An 18,818-nucleotide genomic window follows, 5' to 3' on the forward strand; every position below is an offset into this window, starting at 1 on the left:
TATGAAACAGGGACGTTACACTGTCCCTAGATACCAAGCAAGCAGGGAAGGCCAAAACCTCCCCTGCTTGGGATCAAAACCGCTCTATGTAAGGCGGCCAATTAGGCCTGTACGTACTTGCCGTCGGTGATGACGTACGCCGTGGGCTCTTTCTGGACCTGGCCCTTATCGTTCCAGGTGAGCTTGCCGGTCAGACCGTCAACGGTAATCTTGAGCATAGCCTTGGACAGCTTCTCGGCGACCTCGGTCGGATCGGCGTCGACACCAAGACCGGCCTCCTTGACGGCCTCGGCCACCGCGTGCACGCCGTCGTAGGCGTCAGCGGCAAACTGGTCGGGGGTATCGCCGTACTTATCCTTGTATGCGTTAACGAAGTCGGCGTTCTTCTCGTCGTCGGCGGAGAACGGGGTCATGAGCAGCAGACCCTCAGCAAGAGAGGTATCGAAGCCCTCAACGCCCAGGATGCCGTCCATGCCGTCGCAGCCCATCATCTTGACGTCGTAGCCCATGTCCTTGGCGTTCTTGAGCAGGACGGACGCCGGCGTGTAGTAGATCGGCGCAAAGATCATGGTGGCGCCGGCCTGCTTGGCCTTGGTCAGCTGGTTGGTAAAGCTCGTGGCGGAGTCGTCCTTAAAGGTCTCCTCGTCAACAATCTCGAGCTTGGACTCAGCGGCCTGGGCCTTAAAGGAATCTGCGATGCCCGAAGAATAGGCGTCGCCGGAGTTATAAAACAGCACGAACTTCTCGTCCGCATACTTCTGCGCCAGGAACTTGGCAGCGTTGACACCCTGGTTGGGGTCGGTGAAGCAAACCTGGAAGACGCAATCCTTGCCGTCGGTGACGTCCTCGGAGGACGCGGACGGGGTGATCATGAACGTCTTGGGGTCGTTACCGCACTCGGCGGCAACGGCAACCGACGCACCCGTGGTGGTCGGGCCGACGAGGGCCTGCATGCCCCAGTCGAGCAGGGTGTTGAAGGCGTTGACGGCCTTCTCGCCGTCGGCCTGGTCATCCTCGGCCTTGCTGGCAAGCGGCAGCTCCTTGGTCGAGAAATCCTTGCAGCCAAGCTCGACACCCTGGGTAACGGACTTGCCGTAGGACGCGTTGGCGCCGGTCAGCGGGCCGATGGTACCGATCTTAAACGAAGCGTCGCTCGAAGCGGAACCGCTGTCGCCGCCGTTGGAGGAGCAGCCAGCCAGAATGGACATCGCCCCCAGACCTGCTGCGCTCGCGATAACGCTCCTGCGATTCATAACAGGGTTCAATGACTTACCGGTGAGGCTCGACATGCGGCTCTCCTCTCAAATCTCGTCGGGTTTCGGTTACCCGACAGGCCATCCTTCGCCGTGTTCGGCGTTCGCAAAATACTAGACGCCTTAGTTAAGGAAAGTGGCGATTATTTCAACTTTTCTTTGGATTTGTTCATTTATCCATAATTCTGCGTATTTCTATTACTTTATGCAGTAATGCCACTTTATTGTGTGAAAGTAATGTTTCCGTTCTGTTACAGGCGTCCCTGCCCTGAATAAAACGGCCTCACCGGTCGCGCTTTATGCGCACTTAGGCGGCGATGTACTTGCCGTCCTGGATCACATAGGCTGTCCATGCCGTCGACACCCATTAGTGCCATGTCGTAGCTCATGTCCTTGGCGTTCTTGAGCAAAACGGACGCTGGGGTGTAATAGATCGGGGCAAAAATAAGCGTGGCTCCGACAAGGAAACTCCTGCGGTTAAGTACGTTGTTGATGCTAAACATGGTGTCCCCCTTTTTCGCTGGCCGCAGTGCGGCCGTCTTGCGGTACGGGGCAAACCTTATGGTGCAAACGTTGACAGTTTGTTACGGAAGTTCGTTTGTAGCGAGCATGTTTCCAATGTTTCCGCAGCGTTTCGGGGGTGCCGTTTTGTGCGACTCCTGTTGCCTAGCGAGCACGCGCCCTCGGTTCACGCTAGAATGCACTCAACCTTTAAGCGGTTAATCCATCCATAAGATGCACGAAGGAGCTATCTATGAGCGAACCCCTGCGCACCGTGAACGTCGGTCTGATCGGTCTGGGAACCGTCGGCGGCGGCGTGGCCCGTCTGATCAAGAGCCACCACGATGAGTACCTGGCAGCCTACGGCATCGACCTTAAGCTGACCCGCGCCTGCGCGCTTGCTTGGGAGCAGGCCGAGGCGGCAGGCATTGAGCGCGAGGCCTTTACGAGTGACTGGCACGACGTCGTCAGCGACCCCGCCGTCGACATCGTCGTCGAGCTGATCGGCGGTGAGCATCCCGCAACCGAGATCTTCACCACTGCCTTTGAGCACGGCAAGCACGTCGTCTCTGCCAACAAAGCCCTACTGGGCCGTCACGTCGAGACGCTTGCCGAGAAGGCACGCGCGTGCGGCGTGCAGATTAAGTGCGAGGCCAGCTGCGGCGGCGGCATCCCCATCGTGAGCACGCTTGAGCACGACCTGGTGGGCAACAAGATCCTGACCATCGCCGGTATTCTCAACGGTACCACCAACTACATCCTGTCGCGCATGGACGCCGAGGGTGCCGATTACGCCGACGTGCTCGCCGACGCGCAGGCCAAGGGCTATGCCGAGGCCGACCCGTCCGCCGACGTCGACGGCTTCGACGCCGCCAGCAAAACGGCGATCCTCGCCTCCATCGGCTTTGGCACCCGTGTGACCACCGACGACGTATACCAGCAGGGCATCCGTACCATCGGCGCCGAGGACATCGCCCAGGCACGCGAACTCGGCTACACCATTAAGCTGCTCGGCATCGCCCGCAACACCGACGCCGGCGTCGACGTCCGCGTGCATCCCACGCTGATCCCCGCCGACCACATGCTCGCCAAGGTCAACGGCGCCATGAACGCCGTCTACGTGGTGGGTGACGCCGTGGGCGAAACCATGTTCTACGGTGCCGGCGCAGGCTCCTTCCCCACCGCAAGCGCCGTCGTGGGCGATATCCTGTCGCTCTCCGAGCAGATCAGCCGCGGCGTGGCTCCGCTTCCCGAGATTGAGCCCTATGGTCACAACCTCGCCTTTAAGCCCATGGACGAACTCCAGACCAAGTACTATGTGCGTCTGAAGGTCGCCGACCGCGTGGGCGCCCTGTCCGAGACGGTCGACATCTTTGCCAAGCACAACATCTCGATCTCGCTCATCAACCAGGTCGAGGACGGCAAGTCGGGCGTCAGCGATGCCTGCTCGGTCATCTTCCTGACGCACCGCGCACTCGAGAAGGACGTCCAGGCTGCCGCCGCCGAGCTTGCCAGTGTCGACTGCGTGGCCGAGGTCGCCAACGTCCTGCGTATCGAGGACGTCGAGGCCTGGACCGAAGGTGTTATGGCCAACTAATCCAACGCTTGCCTAGCAATACACGCTTTGAGGGCTCCCGTCCGATGTGGGACGGGAGCCCTTTTGTCTCCTGCCCCAAGCACAACGGCAGAGTACATTTGCGCGAACCGCTCATCGGTAACGCGGGCTACCGTTCACCGATATGCAGACGCGACCGATTCCGGCTACCGCTACGCTGTGCTGCGAATGTCCGCCCGCGATGAGAGGAAGCACCATGTTGCTCGAGGGCAAGAAAGCAATCATCACCGGAGGCACGCGCGGTATCGGCTATGCCATCGCCTGTCGCTTTATCGAGGAGGGCGCCGCCGTCACGGTCTTTGGCTCGCGTCAGGAGACTGCCGACGCCGCCGTTGAAAAGCTGGCCGCAGCCTATCCCGAGGCCAAGGTCTGGGGCCGCACCTGCGACCTCACCTCGCTCGAGGCCGTAACCGAGGCCTTTACCGAGGCAGCCGCCGACATGGGTGGCCTGGACACGGTCGTTAACAACGCCGGCATCTCCCAGCGCTCGCCGCTTCTGGAGTACACGGCCGAAGAGTTCGCCAAGGTCATGGACCTCAACGTCGTCGCCGTCTTTAACGGCCACCAAGCCGCTGCCAAGATTATGGCCGAGGCAGGCCACGGCGGCACCATCACCACCACGAGCTCGATGGTCGCCAAGTACGGTCAGCCCTCCGGCGTTGGCTATCCCACGTCCAAGTTCGCCGTCAACGGTATGGTCCAGTCGCTCTCGCGCGAGCTCGCCCCCATGGGCATTCGCGTCAACGCTGTCGCTCCCGGCGTGACCAAGACCGATATGGTCGCCAACCTTCCCGAAGAGGTCATCAAGCCCATCATCGCCACCATTCCGCTCGGCCGCATGGGCGAGCCCGAGGACGTCGCCAACGCCTTCGTTTTCCTAGCGAGCGACATGTCCTCCTATGTCACGGGCGCCGTGCTCCCCGTCGACGGAGCCGCCCGCTCTTAAGGGACCACAAGCCTCAGCTCCCAGCCTCAACATAGTCCAACAAAGAAGGCGCGCCGTCTGCATCAACTGCAGGCAGCGCGCCTTCTTCTGTTTGAAAGGGAAGCTGTGTCCCGGAATTCCGACTCAGACCGGGACGCAGCTTCCCTCAGGGCCATGTTTCGGAAAGAGCGCCCCGTTTTGAACGCCGATTCTGGGATACCGTTTCCGCAACGGGTCTCTCGCGGAAACTGCATCCCACTCTGAGCGCCCATTCCGGGACACAGTTTCCCAACGGCCCCCGTTTCGGAAACCACATCCCGTTCCGAGCCTTCAAAGCAGGACGCGGCTTCCCCGAGAGAGTATCGACTACTTGCCGTCGTCGTCCTCGGCTTCTTCTCTTGCATAGAGCTCCAGCATGCGGCGGCGGTATTCGCGCACGGCGAGCTTGGCGCGCTCCAGGCGGCGACGCTCGCGCGGAGTCAGCTCGGACGGGTCGACCTCGTCTCCATAGGTCTTATCGGCAAGAAGATGTGCCGCGTCCACAATACGGGCATCGATATGGCCGCTCGCCGCCTCGGCGGAAAGACGCTCGGCAATCGTATCGAGCGTAGGCAAGCCCTCGAATACGCGACCATGGCCATGCGAAGTCAGCAGCTCGTGCTCACGTGCGAGCAGGCTCGCCAAATCGTGATGGGCGCGCAGGATGTCGAGCGCATCGGATGGATGCTCGGCAACTTCTGCCACGGCGGCGACCGGCGCGGCGTCGACCACGCGGTAGAAGAGCTGCGCGAGCAACGGCATCAAGAACACCGTGATGGCACCGGCGGCAACCATGACCGACGCAATATCTTGCGACAGCGCGCCCGCGTTGACGGCAACGCTTGTCACGGCAACGATGATCGGCAGGGCCGTGGTGCAGTACAGGGCCACGGTAATGCGACCATACGCCGACACATCGCGCGTCGCAGGACAAATGCTCATAGAGATGAGAATGGGAACGGCACGAATAATCAACAACGCCACGATAAAGCCCACGAGCAGACCCGGGCGCGACGCCACGGCCGTCAGATTGATCTTTGCGCCCGATACGGTAAAGAATACCGGAATCAAAAAGCCGTAGGCCAGGCCGTCGAGCTTGGTCTCGAGCGTATGGTTGCCCTCGGGGATGATGTAGCGCAGGACAAAGCCGGCGGCAAAAGAACCCAACACGATGTCGAGATCAAAGACAGCCGAGAACGCCACGAGTGTGACCAGGATGAGCACCGTCAGGCGCACGAAGGTCTGCGACGTGGTATCGGCACGTTCCTCGACAAACGCAAAGAAGCGGCTGCCGACGCGCTTGGAGCGGCTCGGGACCACGGCCAGCAACACGCAGACCACCGCAAACAAGCCAAGGATCACAAGCGTTTGGATGCCGGTGCGGGCAGACAGCAGCACCGACATGGCAAGCACAGGGCCGAGCTCACCCCAAGTGCCATACGCGAGAATCGAGTCGCCCACGCGCGTGCCGGTGAGCGAGCGCTCACGCATGATGGGCACGAGCGTACCGAGCGCCGTCGAAGTGAGGGCAAGCGTCACGGCGATACCGTCGAAATGACTGACCGAGAACCACGGGGTAAAGCGTACGGCAAGCCAGGCGATACCAAACGTGACGACCCACGTCGCCAAGCCGTAGCGCCCCTCGACGCCCGTGATGCTCTTGGGGTCGATCTCAAAGCCGGCAAGCAGGAACAAGAAGGCCAGGCCCAGCTCGGACACAAGCGAGACCTCGGCATCTACATGGATGACGCCGAGCATATGGGGTCCCAGCACCGCGCCGAGCACGAGCAAAAAGACCGTCTCGGGAACGGGTTTTCCGGGAATCGCCGAGGCGATAAAAGGACTCGCAAAGGCCACGAGTGCGATGATGGCGAGCGAAACGAATGCCATGTGATGCCTTTCTCTTGTTTGCGCTTCACTGTAGCACCCTCGCCGTCCTCAACGCGCCGCGAGCTGTCGTATCATAGTGAGGTTTACAAACATGTGGCTCAAGGCGACCGCGAGGCTTGTCCCGTAAACCGACCGCTGCCGCATACCGTACCGTACGCCCAACCGATCAGGAAGGCAGGAACCAATGGTCTCTCGTATCTACGTGGAGAAGAAACCCGGGTTCGACGTCGAGGCTCAGCAGCTCAAGGGCGAGCTGACCGAAATTCTCGGCATCAAGGGCATCGAGGCCCTGAGGATCATCAACCGCTACGACGTCGAGGGCATCGACGAGGAGCTTTTCCGCTCCTGCGTGCCGACCGTCTTTAGCGAGCCCCAGGTCGATGTGACCTACGACGAACTCCCCGCAAGCGATGGCGCCGTCTTTGCCGTCGAATTCCTGCCTGGCCAGTTTGACCAGCGCGCCGACTCCGCCAGCGAGTGCGTGCAGCTCATCAGCCAGGGCGAGCGCCCCGCTGTGCGCTCCGCCAAGGTCTATATGATCTCGGGCGCTCTGGACGAGGCCGCCATCGATGCCATCAAGCACTACGTGGTGAACCCCGTCGAGGCGCGCATCGCCTCGCTCGACCTGCCCGAGACGCTGTACATGGAGACTCCCGAGCCCCAGCCCGTCGAGGTGCTCGACGGCTTCCGCAAGCTCGACGAGGCCGGCCTTGCCGCCTTTATCGCCGATCGCGGCCTTGCCATGGACGAGGCAGACATCGCCTTCTGCCAGCAGTACTTCCGCGATGAGGACCGCGACCCCACCATCACCGAGATCCGCGTGATCGACACCTACTGGTCCGACCACTGCCGCCACACCACCTTCGGCACCGTCCTGGACGACGTGACGATCGACGACGCCGTGGTGCAGCAAGCCTTCGACCGCTACATGGAGATGCGCCACGAACTCGGCCGCGACGCCAAGCCCGTCTGCCTCATGGACATGGGCACCATCGGCGCCAAGTACCTTAAGAAGACCGGCGTCATGACCGATGTCGACGAGTCCGAGGAGATCAACGCCTGCACCGTCAAGGTGAAGGTCGATGTCGACGGCGAGGACCAGGACTGGCTGTTCCTGTTTAAGAACGAGACCCACAACCACCCGACCGAGATCGAGCCCTTCGGCGGTGCCGCCACCTGCGTGGGCGGCGCCATCCGCGACCCGCTCTCGGGCCGCAGCTACGTGTACCAGGCCATGCGTGTCACCGGCGCCGGTGACCCCACCGTCCCGGTTTCCGAGACGCTCGAGGGCAAGCTGCCGCAGCGCAAGCTCGTGACCACTGCCGCCGCCGGCTACTCCAGCTACGGCAACCAGATCGGCCTTGCCACCGGTCAGGTCAACGAACTCTATCACCCCGGTTACGTGGCCAAGCGCATGGAGGTTGGCGCCGTCGTGGGCGCTACCCCGGCAAACCACGTTCGTCGCGAGTGCCCCGCCCCCACCGACAAGATCATCCTGCTGGGCGGCCGCACCGGCCGCGATGGCATCGGTGGCGCCACCGGCTCCTCCAAGACCCAGAACACCGAGTCCATCGAGACCTCGGGTGCCGAGGTCCAGAAGGGCAACGCCCCTGTCGAGCGCAAGCTGCAGCGTCTGTTCCGCCGCGGCGACGCCTGCCGTCTGATCAAGCGCTGCAACGACTTTGGCGCCGGCGGCGTCTCGGTCGCCGTGGGCGAGCTTGCCGACGGCCTGTATGTCGACCTGGACACCGTGACCAAGAAGTACGACGGCCTGGACGGCACCGAGCTCGCTATCTCTGAGTCCCAGGAGCGCATGGCCTGCGCCGTCGCCGACGGTGACGTCGAGGAGTTCATGGGCTACGCCGCCGAGGAGAACCTGGAGGCGACCGTTATCGCCGAGGTTACCGCTGAGCCGCGCATGCGCATGGCCTGGAACGGCGTCGCTATCGTCGACCTGTCCCGCGAGTTCCTCAACTCCAACGGCGCACCCAAGCACCAGGTCGCCCACGTGTGCGCCCGTAGCGTGTGGCAGCCCAGCTGGGCCGGCACCACGCTCGCCGAGCGCATGACCTCGCTCGTCACCGACCTCAACGTCGCTTCCAACAAGGGCCTTTCCGAGCGCTTCGACTCCACCATCGGCGCCGCGACCGTGCTCATGCCCTTTGGCGGCAAGACGCAGCTCACCCCCAGCTCGGCCATGGTCGCCAAGTTCCCCGTGGGCGGCGAGACCACCACGGCGAGTGCCATGGCATGGGGCTTCAACCCCTATCTGATGGAGGCCGACCAGTTTGCGGGCGCCTACCTGTCCGTGGTCGAGTCCATCGCCAAGCTCGTGGCTGCCGGCTTTGAGCACAAGCGCGCCTATCTCTCCTTCCAGGAGTACTTCGAGCGTCTGCGCACCGAGGCCGAGCGCTGGGGCAAGCCCACGGCAGCCGTCCTGGGCGCCCTCATGGCCCAAGTCGACCTGGGTGCCGGCGCCATCGGCGGCAAGGACTCCATGAGCGGTTCGTTTGAGGACGAGACCGGCGAGCTCAACGTTCCGCCGACCCTGATCAGCTTCGCCGTCGCCGTGGGCAAGGCCGCCCGCGCCGTCTCGCCCGAGTTCAAGGGCCTCACGCACCGCGTCGTCCGCATCGCCCCCGCCACCTATGGCGAGGACTACCGTCCCGACGCCCAGCAGTTGCTCGCCGCGTTTGACGCCGTCGAGGCGCTCACTGCTACCGGCAACGCCCTGGCCATATCCACGCCCGGCTACGGCTGCGGCGCCGAGAGCCTCTTTAAGATGTGCGTCGGTAACCAGATCGGTATCGAGCTTGCCGAGGATGTAGACGTGGAGAGCCTCTTCACCCCGCTCTACGGCAGTTTTATCGTCGAGCTCGCCGAGGACGCCGAGCTGCCCGAGGTCGCCGACGGCGTTGTCGTCGAGCCCCTGGGCACCACCGTCGAGGGCTATGTCATCGACACCGGCTCCGAGGTCATCGAGCTCGCCGAGCTCCAGGAGGCCTGGGAGAGCGGCATCGAGGGCGTCTTCGCCTACCGCAGCGCCGGCGAGACCCCCGAGGTCGAGACCATCGACTTCCGCGCCAAGGATATCCACGTGTACGGCGGCGCCAAGATCGCCCGCCCGCGCGTGATCATCCCCGTGTTCCCCGGCAACAACTGCGAGTACGACAGCGCCCGCGCCTTCCGTGCCGCCGGTGCCGAGGCCGACACCTTCGTGATCAACAACCTCACGCCCGAGGCCGTCGCCGAGAGCACCCACGAGCTTGCCCGCCGCATCCGTGCAAGCCAGATCGTTATGATCCCCGGCGGCTTCTCGGGCGGCGACGAGCCCGACGGCTCTGCCAAGTTCATCACGGCGTTCTTCCGCGCTCCCGAGGTCACCGAGGCAGTCCGCGACCTGCTCAAGGCCCGCGATGGCCTGATGCTGGGCATCTGCAACGGCTTCCAGGCCCTGATCAAGCTCGGCCTGGTGCCCTACGGCGACATCGTCGACGCCACGCCCGATGCGCCCACGTTGACGTTCAACACCATCGGTCGCCACCAGAGCCGTCTGGTGCGCACCCGCATCTCGTCCAACTTGTCCCCGTGGCTGTCGCAGTGCAGCCTGGACGACCCCTATACCGTCGCCATCAGCCACGGCGAGGGCCGCTTTGTCGCCAATGACGAAGTGCTCGCCCAGCTGATCGCCAACGGCCAGGTCGCCACGCAGTACGTGGGCGAGAACGGCAAACCCAGCATGGACCTTTCCGTCAACCCCAACGGCTCCGCACTCGCCATCGAGGGCATCACGAGCCCCGACGGCCGTGTCCTGGGCAAGATGGGCCATGCCGAGCGTCGCGGCGACAACCTGTACTGCAACGTGCCCGAGCATGTCCCCGGCGACAAATTCATGCCGATCTTTGAGAGCGGCGTAGCCTACTTCGCTTAATACGTTCCCATCGGGTACAATCCCCTCGGGTAACAACACCCGCCACCGGCACGCCCGGTGGCGGGTTCTTTTTTGCTTCGCGCGTATAGGAGAAGAACATCATGGAAAGCCGCAAGCCGTATCTCGCCACCCTGCCCGGACTCATCCTGGGCTGCCTCGTTTGCTGCGCGCTCTGGGGGTCGGCTTTCCCCTGCATCAAAATCGGCTACGGCCTCTTTGGCATCCCGGCGCACGACAGCGCCTCGCAGCTGCTCTTCGCCGGTCTGCGCTTCACCCTTGCCGGCATGCTGGTCATTGTTGGCATGAGCGTGGCCCAGCGCCGTCCGCTCGTTCCGCAAGCGCGTGATATCAAGCCCATATGTATCCTGTCGCTCTTCCAGACTATCGGGCAGTACTTCTTTTTCTACCTGGGACTCTCGCGCGCCAGTGCCATGTCGAGTTCCATCATCGAGGCCAGCGCCAACTTCCTAGCCATCCTCTTTGCCGCTCTGGCGTTTCGCACCGAGAAGCTCAATACGGCCAAGGTGCTCGGCTGCGTACTGGGCTTTGCCGGCGTCGCGCTCGTCAACCTTTCGGGCGCGGACGGCACCTTTGGCTTTACGCTCGACGGCGAGGGCTTCATCCTGGCCTCCACCGTCGCGGGTGCCCTTTCGACCTGCCTGATCGGCATCTTCTCGCGCGAGCACGACGGCGTTTTGCTTGCCGGGTGGCAGTTCTTGGTCGGCGGCCTGGCCCTCACCGCCATCGGCTTTTTGATGGGTGGCGCGCTCTCCCCCACGGCGATTGCCCCCGCCATCACGCTCATCATCTACATGGCGCTTATCTCCGCGGTCGCCTACTCGCTGTGGTCGCGCCTGCTTGCCGTCAACCCCGTCAGCCGCGTCTCGGTCTTTGGTTTTATGAACCCCGTCTTTGGTGTGCTGCTGAGCGCGCTGCTGCTCGGCGAGGGCGCTGACACGAGCCCCGTTACCGTCATCGTTGCCCTGCTGTTGGTCTGCGGCGGCATCATCATCGTCAACAAACCCAAAAAAGCCTAACGAACTCACCTTTTTAGAGAGGGCGTTCGCACACTTTAGCTTAATGGAGTGCACTGGTTCTCGTTGATTTCGTACCGAGTCGCGGCAGCAGATGCCCGTCTTGCCGCATCGCGCCTGGGCATCATGGCCGGTGGCCCCCACAAACGCAAAAGGGGCGCATGACCATCGCAACGGTCGTGCGCCCCTTTTTTCTAGCGTATCTGGACGCCGGCTTTCTTTTTCTCGACCTTGACGCGGTAGAGCTCCGCATCGGAAGCGCGAAGTAAGTCTTGCCAGGTATCAACACTATCGCCGACCCGCCCGTAACCGATGGACATCCGCAATGCATACGGCACCTCGGCACGAGCGAGCTCGTCGTTAATCGCCGAACACAGGTCTATGATGTCCTGTTCCGCCGCAGCCTTCTGGAGCACCACGAACTCATCGCCGCCATAACGCGCGATAAAGCCACCTGACGCCGAGCAGACCTCTTTGAGCGCAGCAGATATGACCTGAAGAGCATGGTCGCCCTCCACATGCCCATAGCGATCGTTAATCTGCTTAAAGCCGTCGGCGTCCATCATAAGCAGATATACATCTTCGGCCTGATCCACATTTGAAAAGAGCGACAGCATATAGGTCTCAAAACGGTTGCGATTGTTAAGGCCAGTCAACGGGTCGGTCGAGATCAGCTGCTCCTGGTAGATGATGTAGAGCAGCAGGATGCTCAGCGTTATACCGACACAAAGGCCCGGTACCGAAAACAAAACCTGGAAGGTACCGCCCACCAGAGCGGGAACCGCAAAAAAGGCGAGGGTGCGATAAATGGCCTTCTTTTGCAGACTTTCGACTTTTCGAGCCTGAATAAAGGCATGCAAGGACGTATATATAACGTAGCAGTAGCTAACGATAGGTTGAATCATATAAAGCGCTCCGCGACGATACACGCCCTGCGAATCGATATAGAACAGGGCGTGCGTCCAGTAACTGGCAAACGCCAGCACGACCACCAGAGCCGTAGGCAACGCTACAAGCACCACCCTATAGCGCGCGGACAAAAGGCGAGAGCCCTGCACTGTCTCGGAATACAAAAACCAAATGAGGCACGCGATGGCGAACAGCGAAAACGAGACCGCGTTGGAAATCCAGTTGGCCGTGATGCCTACAGGAGTGCTCACGCCGTCCGAGAGCGTCCAGATCATATCGAAGAAAATGTAGGCAGCGGAGGTGTAGCCGAGCATGCTAAACAAGAGCTGCTGGGTGCTCGAGAACAAGGAGCGGCGGCTTCGTGCGGCAAGCCCGATAAGAACAATCATGCATAGCACGAATATCTCTATCTTGAGTGCCTTAACCACTAGCGCCATCCCTTCAATATCTAAGTGGCCAGAATCGCCCAATTCGAATCTGGGCAACAAACACCCCCTACTCCGCAGGAGTAAGGGGAATAATAGCAGAGCGACCGAACGTCACTGCAAGACAGCTCTCGTTCGGGCGCTCAAACGGCGCGAGTTGCACGCCGGAATCATTGATGGGTATCGATTGCTACTCGCCATCGATGTCGGTCGCGACGGCTTCCTCGATGGCCTCGACACCGGCAGGCGACAGATCCTCCTTGCCTTGACAGAACTTCTTGTCGACCCAGCCGGTCAGAATCGGAGCCATGATTGCCGTGATGATGACGGCGGTGGCGATCTGGGCGTACGCGGTGGGCGCAAGCTCGGCATAGCGCGGAGCGACCTCGGCGAGGGCGACCGGCGTGGTCATGGCCGTGCCGGCAATGGTGGAACATGCCACAGCCGCCTTACCATTGCCGCCACACAGGCGCTCGAAGGCAAAGGTAATGGGACCGACGATAAAGAGCGTGATGAGGCCCAGCAGGATGCCCGAAATGCCACCGGCGATGAAGCTCGAAAGGCTCATGGACGCACCGAGCTGAAAACCAATTACAGCGATCGCGGGATTGGCGCCGGGAACCAGCAGGTTCTTGATAAACGGGAACAAGTTGCCCAGGACCATGCCGATAACAAGCGGCAGGATGGATCCGATGATGGTGCCGACGGGGATGTTGGCGAGACCCGAAACACCAAGGATGATCATCGTGACGGCGGGGCCGGCCGTAAAGAACAGGATACCGACAGCGCCCTGCTCGGACTCATCGCCGAACTCGCCCATGATGCCCGTATAGAGCGCCATGTTGCAAAACGTAATGCCGCCGATGATGGAAACCGAGCTCAGGCCTAAAAAGTTATCGTTAAAGAAGTACGCGACGCCCAGACCCAGCGCGGCTGCCACTACAAGCTTAGGAATCAGCACGACGATGCCGGTCTTGATGGCGCCCGGCGTGGACTTAAAGCTGATGCCGGCGCCCACGAACAGCAAGATCGCGGCAACGATGGTGTTGGAGCCGCCGCGGCAGGCAGCCGTAAAGAAGCCGCCGACCTCAAAGACCTGCGGGCAGAAGGTATTGAGCAAAAGGCCAACGATCATGGGATAGATCATGATGTCGCCCGGGATACGCGGGACTTTGAATTTCTTTTGCTCGTTGGCGGTCGCTCCCTGTGCCATGAAACCCCCATTTCCGCTGACGCGGAACAAAAGACCACGTCATACTTTGCTACAGTAAAGTTTGATCATGGTACCAGAAGAAGCAGACCAGCTCAGTGAGAAATTCGATTCGTTAGGCCGGGACGCCAAACGTGCCCCGCTCTTATATGAGGCTCAAAACGATATAGAACACGATGCCCGAGACGCAGCAGAAATATCAACCTGCGGCAATAAAGTTCGCCTACAATTGCCACCGGATCGAAAGACGTATCTGTAAGGAAGTCATTATGACAGCTATCGATCGAGCTCGGGCGTCCGAGGCCTTTAAAACCTATACCGATGCCTACGATGCCGCCAACCCGCGTATCGCCCTCAAGATCGAACATACCTATCATGTGGCCGAGACATGCGACGCCGTGGCACGCGAACAGGGCTGGGTGCCAGAGGATATTGACCTGGCATGGCTTTGCGGCCTGCTACACGATATGGGCCGCTTTGAACAGCTGCGACGCTGGGACACCTTTAAGGACGCCGAGAGCATGAGCCATGCGGCGCTCGGCGTCGAGGTCCTCTTTGGCAAACATCCCGCCGACGCACCCGCCACGACAAACATCCGTGACTTTATCGAAACCGATGCACATGACGAGCTCATCCGCGCAAGCATTGCCTATCACAGCGATTTCCGCCTACCTGCACAGCTCGACACACGCACACGGCGCTTCTGCGATATCGTGCGCGATGGCGACAAGATCGACATTATGCGCACCATCGCCGACAGCACCGTCGACACCATCCTCAAGGTTGATGAGGATACATTTCTCGCCAGCCACTTCTCGGCACCGGCGCTTGTCGCCTTTGCCGAACACCGCTGCGTCGCACGCGACGAACGCGATGAGCCGGCCGACTACTTGGTGGGGCTCATCTGCTTTATGTTTGAGCTCGTCTACCCCGCAAGCCGCGCGCTGGCGCGCGAGCAGGGCGATATCTACCGCCTGCTCGACGCGCCCTTTGGCATTGTGCGCCCCTTTACCGATCCCGCCACGCAGGCGACCTGGGAGCGCCTAAAGAAAGAGATGCGAGCCTGGCTAGCCGGCGCCTAGCGCTCGAGCTGGGCCAGGAGCTCCTCAACGACCTCGACGGCGTCGCCGACGACCTTGTACTGGGCGGCGCCAAAGATGGGGGCATCCGGGTCCTCATTGATGGCGATAATGCACTCCGCCCCACCGATGCCGGCAAGATGCTGGATGGCACCCGAGACACCAATGCTCACGAGGAGCTTGGGTGAAACCGACACGCCCGTCTGGCCAATCTGGTGGCGATACTCCAGCCAGCCCGCCTCCACGACGGGTCGTGTGCAGCCGAGCTCGGCACCCAGGGCTTCGGCGAGCTTTCGCATCAAGGGTAGGTTTTTCTTGGAGCCGATACCGCGACCCACAACAACTAGACGCTCGGCATCGGCAATCGAAGCCTGCTGGCCCCATTCCTCAGCGGGAATCGAAATCTCGACACGAGCCTTGGCGTCTTCCGCAAGGAATGCCTGGGTAATCGTGCCAGAGCGGCTGTAGTCAAACTCGGGCGCTCCAAAGATACCGGGACGCACCGTTGCCATCTGGGGACGCTGATTGGGGCAAATGATGGTGGCCATCAAGTTGCCGCCAAACGCCGGGCGCGTCTGCTGCAGCAAGCCCGTTTCCGTATCCATCGAAAGCACGGTGCAGTCGGCCGTAAGGCCCGTCTGCAGGCGCACGGCAACGCCAGGCGCCAACTCGCGGCCAAAGGCGGTCGCACCGTACAGAATGGCTTCGGGCTTGCGCTCGGCTACCAAATCGCAGATGAGACGAGCATAGACCTCCGCGTCGTTCTGACGCAGGCGCTCGTCACGACAGACCAGAACTTCGTCCGCACCGGCGCAAACCAGATGCTCCAGGTCCCCGAGCGAGCCCTCGGGGCCCATGCCGACCAGCGCCACCAAGCGACAGCCGCGCGCATCGGCAAGCTCGCGGCCCTTGCCCACGAGCTCGAAGGCCACGGATGCCACGGCATCGTGCTCGTCAGTTTGCACGAAGACCCAAATGTCTCGATATGCGTCAAGGTCTACCGCACCGGTGGTCTCATCGCGCTCGATCGAAATAGCGTTGACGGGGCAGGCGTCGACGCACCCGCCGCACAGGATGCAGCCGTCGGTTACGCGGGCACAGCGATTGGGACGCTCGCCCTCCACCACAATACCGCCCGAGGCGCAGGCGCGAACGCAGCGACCGCAGCCAATGCAGGCTTCGCCATCGATAATCAGTCCGCTCATCTATGCCATCCCCTCGATAATCTTGGCGAGTTTTGCCGCCTGCTCGGACGCCGTGCCCTCAACAGTCTCACACGTTTGGTCGCGGTCGGGCACAAACGAGCGCACGACCTGCGTCGGCGAACCGGCAAGACCGCAACGCGAGGGGTCGGCGTTCACGTCGGCAGCGCCGACCACGCGCACGTCCGCTTCCTCGGCCGCGCGAATGCCAGCGATACTCGGCATGCGCAGCTGGCCAATCTCCTTGGCAGTCGTCATCGCGCACGGCATCTCCAGATACACCGTTTCCTCGCCGGCGTCACAGCCGTGGACAAGCGCCAGCGAGCCGCAGGTCGTAAAGCCCGCGCCCTGCACGCAACTCACGTCGGTCACGCAGGGAATCTCAAAGGCTCCGGCAAGCTCGGGACCAATCTGGGCCGTATCGCCATCAACTGCCATCTTGCCGCAAATGAGCAGGTCAAAGTCCTCGTCGAGCGCCTCGATGCCACATTTGAGGGCATAGGTGGTAGCCAAGGTATCGGCACCCGCAAAGGCGCGATCGGTCAGCAACAGCGCGTCATCGGCGCCGCGGGCGATGCAGTCGCGCAGCAGTGACTCGGTCGCGGGGATGCCCATCGACACCACCGTCACGCGCACATCCATGCCAAAGCCGATAAAGTCATCCTTGAGCGACAGCGCGCATTCCAGAGCGCTTGCATCGAACGGGCTGATGACCGCCTGCTTGCCGTCACGCACAATCGTATTGGTCTTGGGGTCCATCTTGACCTCGGTGCTTCCCGGCACCGCCTTGACGCACACCACCATATGGAATTCGCTCATCTTCACGCGCCCCCTTTCTGAACGAGTTCATCCAAGAGCTTCTCCGAAAACAGGTTGCCGCGGCCGAGCTGTCCAGCAGGGTCGAGTTGGAGCTTGAGTCGAGCCGATTCGACCATGGCCTCGTGGCCGTACATCGTCTCCAAGAAGCCCGCCTTGATCTTGCCGACGCCATGCTCGGCAGAGACGGCACCACCCATGGCCGTGATCTCGGCCGCCCACTGGGCAAAGAGCTCGCCGCCGGCGCGATAATCCTGCGCGTCGCGCGGCAGGATATTCACATGCAGATGGTTGTTGCCGATATGCCCCCAGGCGGCAGACTCAAGCCCGCTTTCGGCCAGCGTGCGACGATAGAGGGCGACGACATCGGCCAGACGTGCATTGGGCACCGACATATCCGAACCCAGCTTGGTAATGGTGAGGTCCGTGCGGCGACGCTCGTCGATGAGCATGTTGACGCTCTCGGGAACCGCGTGGCGGAAGAACCGCTGGCACTCGCGATCGACCTCGGTGCGCGCAACCCATGTCGCGTCGTCGCGGCCGCCCGCAAGCTCCAAAACCCATCCCAAGTGGTACAGCTCCTCGGTCGCCTGTGCCTCGTCGTCGCAGTCGAGCTCCACGTAGACGCAGACCTTTGCCTCATCGTCGAGTGCCGGCAGCGAGGCAAAAGCAGTCGACTGCTCGCGCTGGCGGCGAAGGATATCCAGGGCGCCCGCATCGAAATACTCGATAGCAGCCGCGTGGGACAGGACCGGGCGCACGGAATCGGTAAAGGCAACGGCCTTGTCCTCGCTATCGAAAAAGCAGCTCACGCCCCACACAACCGCGGAAGCAGGCTGCAGGGCGATCTCGAGCTCGGTGATAACGCCGAGCGTGCCACATGCGCCGATAAAGAGATCGATGGCGTCCATATCGTCCGCAACATAATAGCCCGAAGCATTTTTGGTCTTGGGCATGGTGTAGTCAGGAAGATCGAGCTCAAGCGAACGTCCTTCCGCCGTCACAAGTGAAAGGCGACGGCCCTGAGCAAAAACCTCACCGCGGTGAAGCTCGAGCAGGTCACCATCCGCCAGGGCAACGTGAAGGCCCGTGACATGCGGACGCATGGGGCCATAGGCATAGCTGCGGGCGCCGGAGGCGTTGCACGCCGCCATACCGCCCAGGCAGGCAGATGCCTCGGTGGGGTCGGTGGGAAAGAACTGCTCGGGGGCAGCTTGGAACTCCTCGTATGTCCGAAGCGACGCCTGGTCCCAGCCGCCTGTCGGCAGCGCCTTTTTGACCAGCTGTTTGCGCAGCTCCGACAGTACGACGCCCGGTTCCACGCGCAGCAGAAACCGGCCCTCGTCATCGCAGCGAAGACCAAGGTAGCGATTCATGCGCGAGGTGTTGAGGATATGCCCGCCATGAGGCACGGCGCCGGCAGCGAGGCCCGTTCGGGCACCCTGGACAGTCACCGAAACACCGTCGGCATGGAGCTGCCGCAAGATAGCGCGCACCTCGTCTTCCGATGTCGGAAACGAAATGCTCGAAGCCTCGCCCGACGAGCGAGACTCGTCGCGACCGTATTCCTCGAACTCATCGGTGAAGGGTTTGATGGTTGCAGACATGCAGACTCCCCTTTAGCTAACTACAGTGTTTGCAGGGAGATGTTACCGCATCGTTTCGTTGACGTGTTCGAGACCGCCTCCATAATTGAGGTTTTTTACGCGCATGCAATTCGGCGAACGGCCGAGTTTCCTCGGCAGGCGATGCTTTTGACACATATCGTTCCGCCGCCAGCGATCGAAAAATGTCGCTCGAAAAAAGTTGAAGTATTTTTTACCGCCCTTTACCTGCGGGGATGTCAATCCGTCAAGCATTTGGTCAGCTTTTGGTCAAGTTGCGGCTGATACGGTCGGCATCGACAGCCAAAGCCGATAGAAGTTTTGGCCGGTAGTGTCGAGAAAGTTGGTGTAGCGCCCGAACCGAAGCGAGTAGGCCCGGCGTCCA

The 18,818-nt window shown here is 61.7% G+C and carries 13 protein-coding genes; 5 read left to right on the plus strand and 8 right to left on the minus strand.

Going from position 1 to position 18,818, the window contains the following annotated elements; translation table 11 throughout:
* Positions 1-101: 101 nt before the first annotated feature.
* Positions 102-1,289, minus strand: coding sequence for an ABC transporter substrate-binding protein (locus PGW49_RS08165; protein ID WP_006234442.1), 1,188 nt, complete (start codon positions 1,287-1,289; stop codon positions 102-104).
* Between the two features lie 215 nt (positions 1,290-1,504).
* Positions 1,505-1,756 carry a hypothetical protein gene (locus PGW49_RS08170; protein WP_270226216.1) on the minus strand — a complete coding sequence of 84 codons (252 nt, stop codon included), beginning with the start codon at positions 1,754-1,756 and terminating at the stop codon, positions 1,505-1,507.
* Positions 1,757-2,007: 251 nt separating this feature from the next.
* On the opposite strand from PGW49_RS08170, the gene PGW49_RS08175 reads away from it, so the two are divergent.
* Together PGW49_RS08175 and PGW49_RS08180 are read left to right on the plus strand one after the other, a co-directional pair.
* Positions 2,008-3,351 carry a homoserine dehydrogenase gene (locus PGW49_RS08175; RefSeq protein WP_138375194.1) on the plus strand — a complete coding sequence of 448 codons (1,344 nt, stop codon included), beginning with the start codon at positions 2,008-2,010 and terminating at the stop codon, positions 3,349-3,351.
* 214 nt (positions 3,352-3,565) lie between these two features.
* Positions 3,566-4,315, plus strand: coding sequence for an SDR family NAD(P)-dependent oxidoreductase (locus tag PGW49_RS08180; protein WP_171021559.1), 750 nt, complete (start codon positions 3,566-3,568; stop codon positions 4,313-4,315).
* A 345-nt stretch (positions 4,316-4,660) separates the two neighbouring features.
* Here PGW49_RS08180 and PGW49_RS08185 read toward each other — a convergent pair whose 3' ends face one another.
* Positions 4,661-6,223, minus strand: coding sequence for a cation:proton antiporter domain-containing protein (locus tag PGW49_RS08185; RefSeq protein WP_138375193.1), 1,563 nt, complete (start codon positions 6,221-6,223; stop codon positions 4,661-4,663).
* Positions 6,224-6,407: 184 nt separating this feature from the next.
* Here PGW49_RS08185 and PGW49_RS08190 point away from each other — a divergent pair, with 184 nt between their 5' ends.
* Positions 6,408-10,154 carry a phosphoribosylformylglycinamidine synthase gene (locus PGW49_RS08190; RefSeq protein WP_161145019.1) on the plus strand — a complete coding sequence of 1,249 codons (3,747 nt, stop codon included), beginning with the start codon at positions 6,408-6,410 and terminating at the stop codon, positions 10,152-10,154.
* A 101-nt stretch (positions 10,155-10,255) separates the two neighbouring features.
* Positions 10,256-11,191: a DMT family transporter gene (locus tag PGW49_RS08195; protein WP_270226217.1), complete on the plus strand. Its 936-nt coding sequence runs from the start codon at positions 10,256-10,258 to the stop codon at positions 11,189-11,191.
* A gap of 191 nt (positions 11,192-11,382) precedes the next feature.
* On the opposite strand, the gene PGW49_RS08200 is transcribed toward PGW49_RS08195, so the two are convergent.
* Together PGW49_RS08200 and PGW49_RS08205 are read right to left on the minus strand one after the other, a co-directional pair.
* Positions 11,383-12,486 carry a GGDEF domain-containing protein gene (locus tag PGW49_RS08200; protein ID WP_270226218.1) on the minus strand — a complete coding sequence of 368 codons (1,104 nt, stop codon included), beginning with the start codon at positions 12,484-12,486 and terminating at the stop codon, positions 11,383-11,385.
* Between the two features lie 226 nt (positions 12,487-12,712).
* On the minus strand, positions 12,713-13,735 hold the full coding sequence (locus PGW49_RS08205) for a 2-keto-3-deoxygluconate permease (RefSeq protein WP_270226219.1): 1,023 nt from the start codon (positions 13,733-13,735) through the stop codon (positions 12,713-12,715).
* A 266-nt stretch (positions 13,736-14,001) separates the two neighbouring features.
* On the opposite strand from PGW49_RS08205, the gene PGW49_RS08210 reads away from it, so the two are divergent.
* The gene (locus PGW49_RS08210) at positions 14,002-14,814 is read left to right on the plus strand and encodes an HD domain-containing protein (protein WP_138111958.1); all 813 of its coding nucleotides are present in this window, start codon (positions 14,002-14,004) and stop codon (positions 14,812-14,814) included.
* Here PGW49_RS08210 and PGW49_RS08215 read toward each other — a convergent pair.
* Genes PGW49_RS08215 through PGW49_RS08225 form a run of 3 tightly spaced genes read right to left on the minus strand, consistent with a single transcriptional unit; the run spans position 14,811 to position 18,436 of the window.
* Positions 14,811-16,016, minus strand: coding sequence for an electron transfer flavoprotein subunit alpha (locus tag PGW49_RS08215; RefSeq protein WP_270226220.1), 1,206 nt, complete (start codon positions 16,014-16,016; stop codon positions 14,811-14,813). The two genes, PGW49_RS08210 and PGW49_RS08215, sit on opposite strands and share 4 nt — an antisense overlap.
* Complete coding sequence (locus tag PGW49_RS08220) at positions 16,017-16,832, minus strand: electron transfer flavoprotein subunit beta/FixA family protein (RefSeq protein WP_195625015.1); 816 nt, start codon at positions 16,830-16,832, stop codon at positions 16,017-16,019.
* Between the two features lie 2 nt (positions 16,833-16,834).
* The gene (locus tag PGW49_RS08225; protein ID WP_138111949.1) at positions 16,835-18,436 is read right to left on the minus strand and encodes an FAD-binding oxidoreductase; all 1,602 of its coding nucleotides are present in this window, start codon (positions 18,434-18,436) and stop codon (positions 16,835-16,837) included.
* Positions 18,437-18,818 lie beyond the last annotated feature (382 nt).

Origin of the sequence: Collinsella aerofaciens (assembly GCF_027679495.1) — a bacterium.
Classification (GTDB): Bacteria; Actinomycetota; Coriobacteriia; order Coriobacteriales; family Coriobacteriaceae; genus Collinsella; species Collinsella aerofaciens_AK.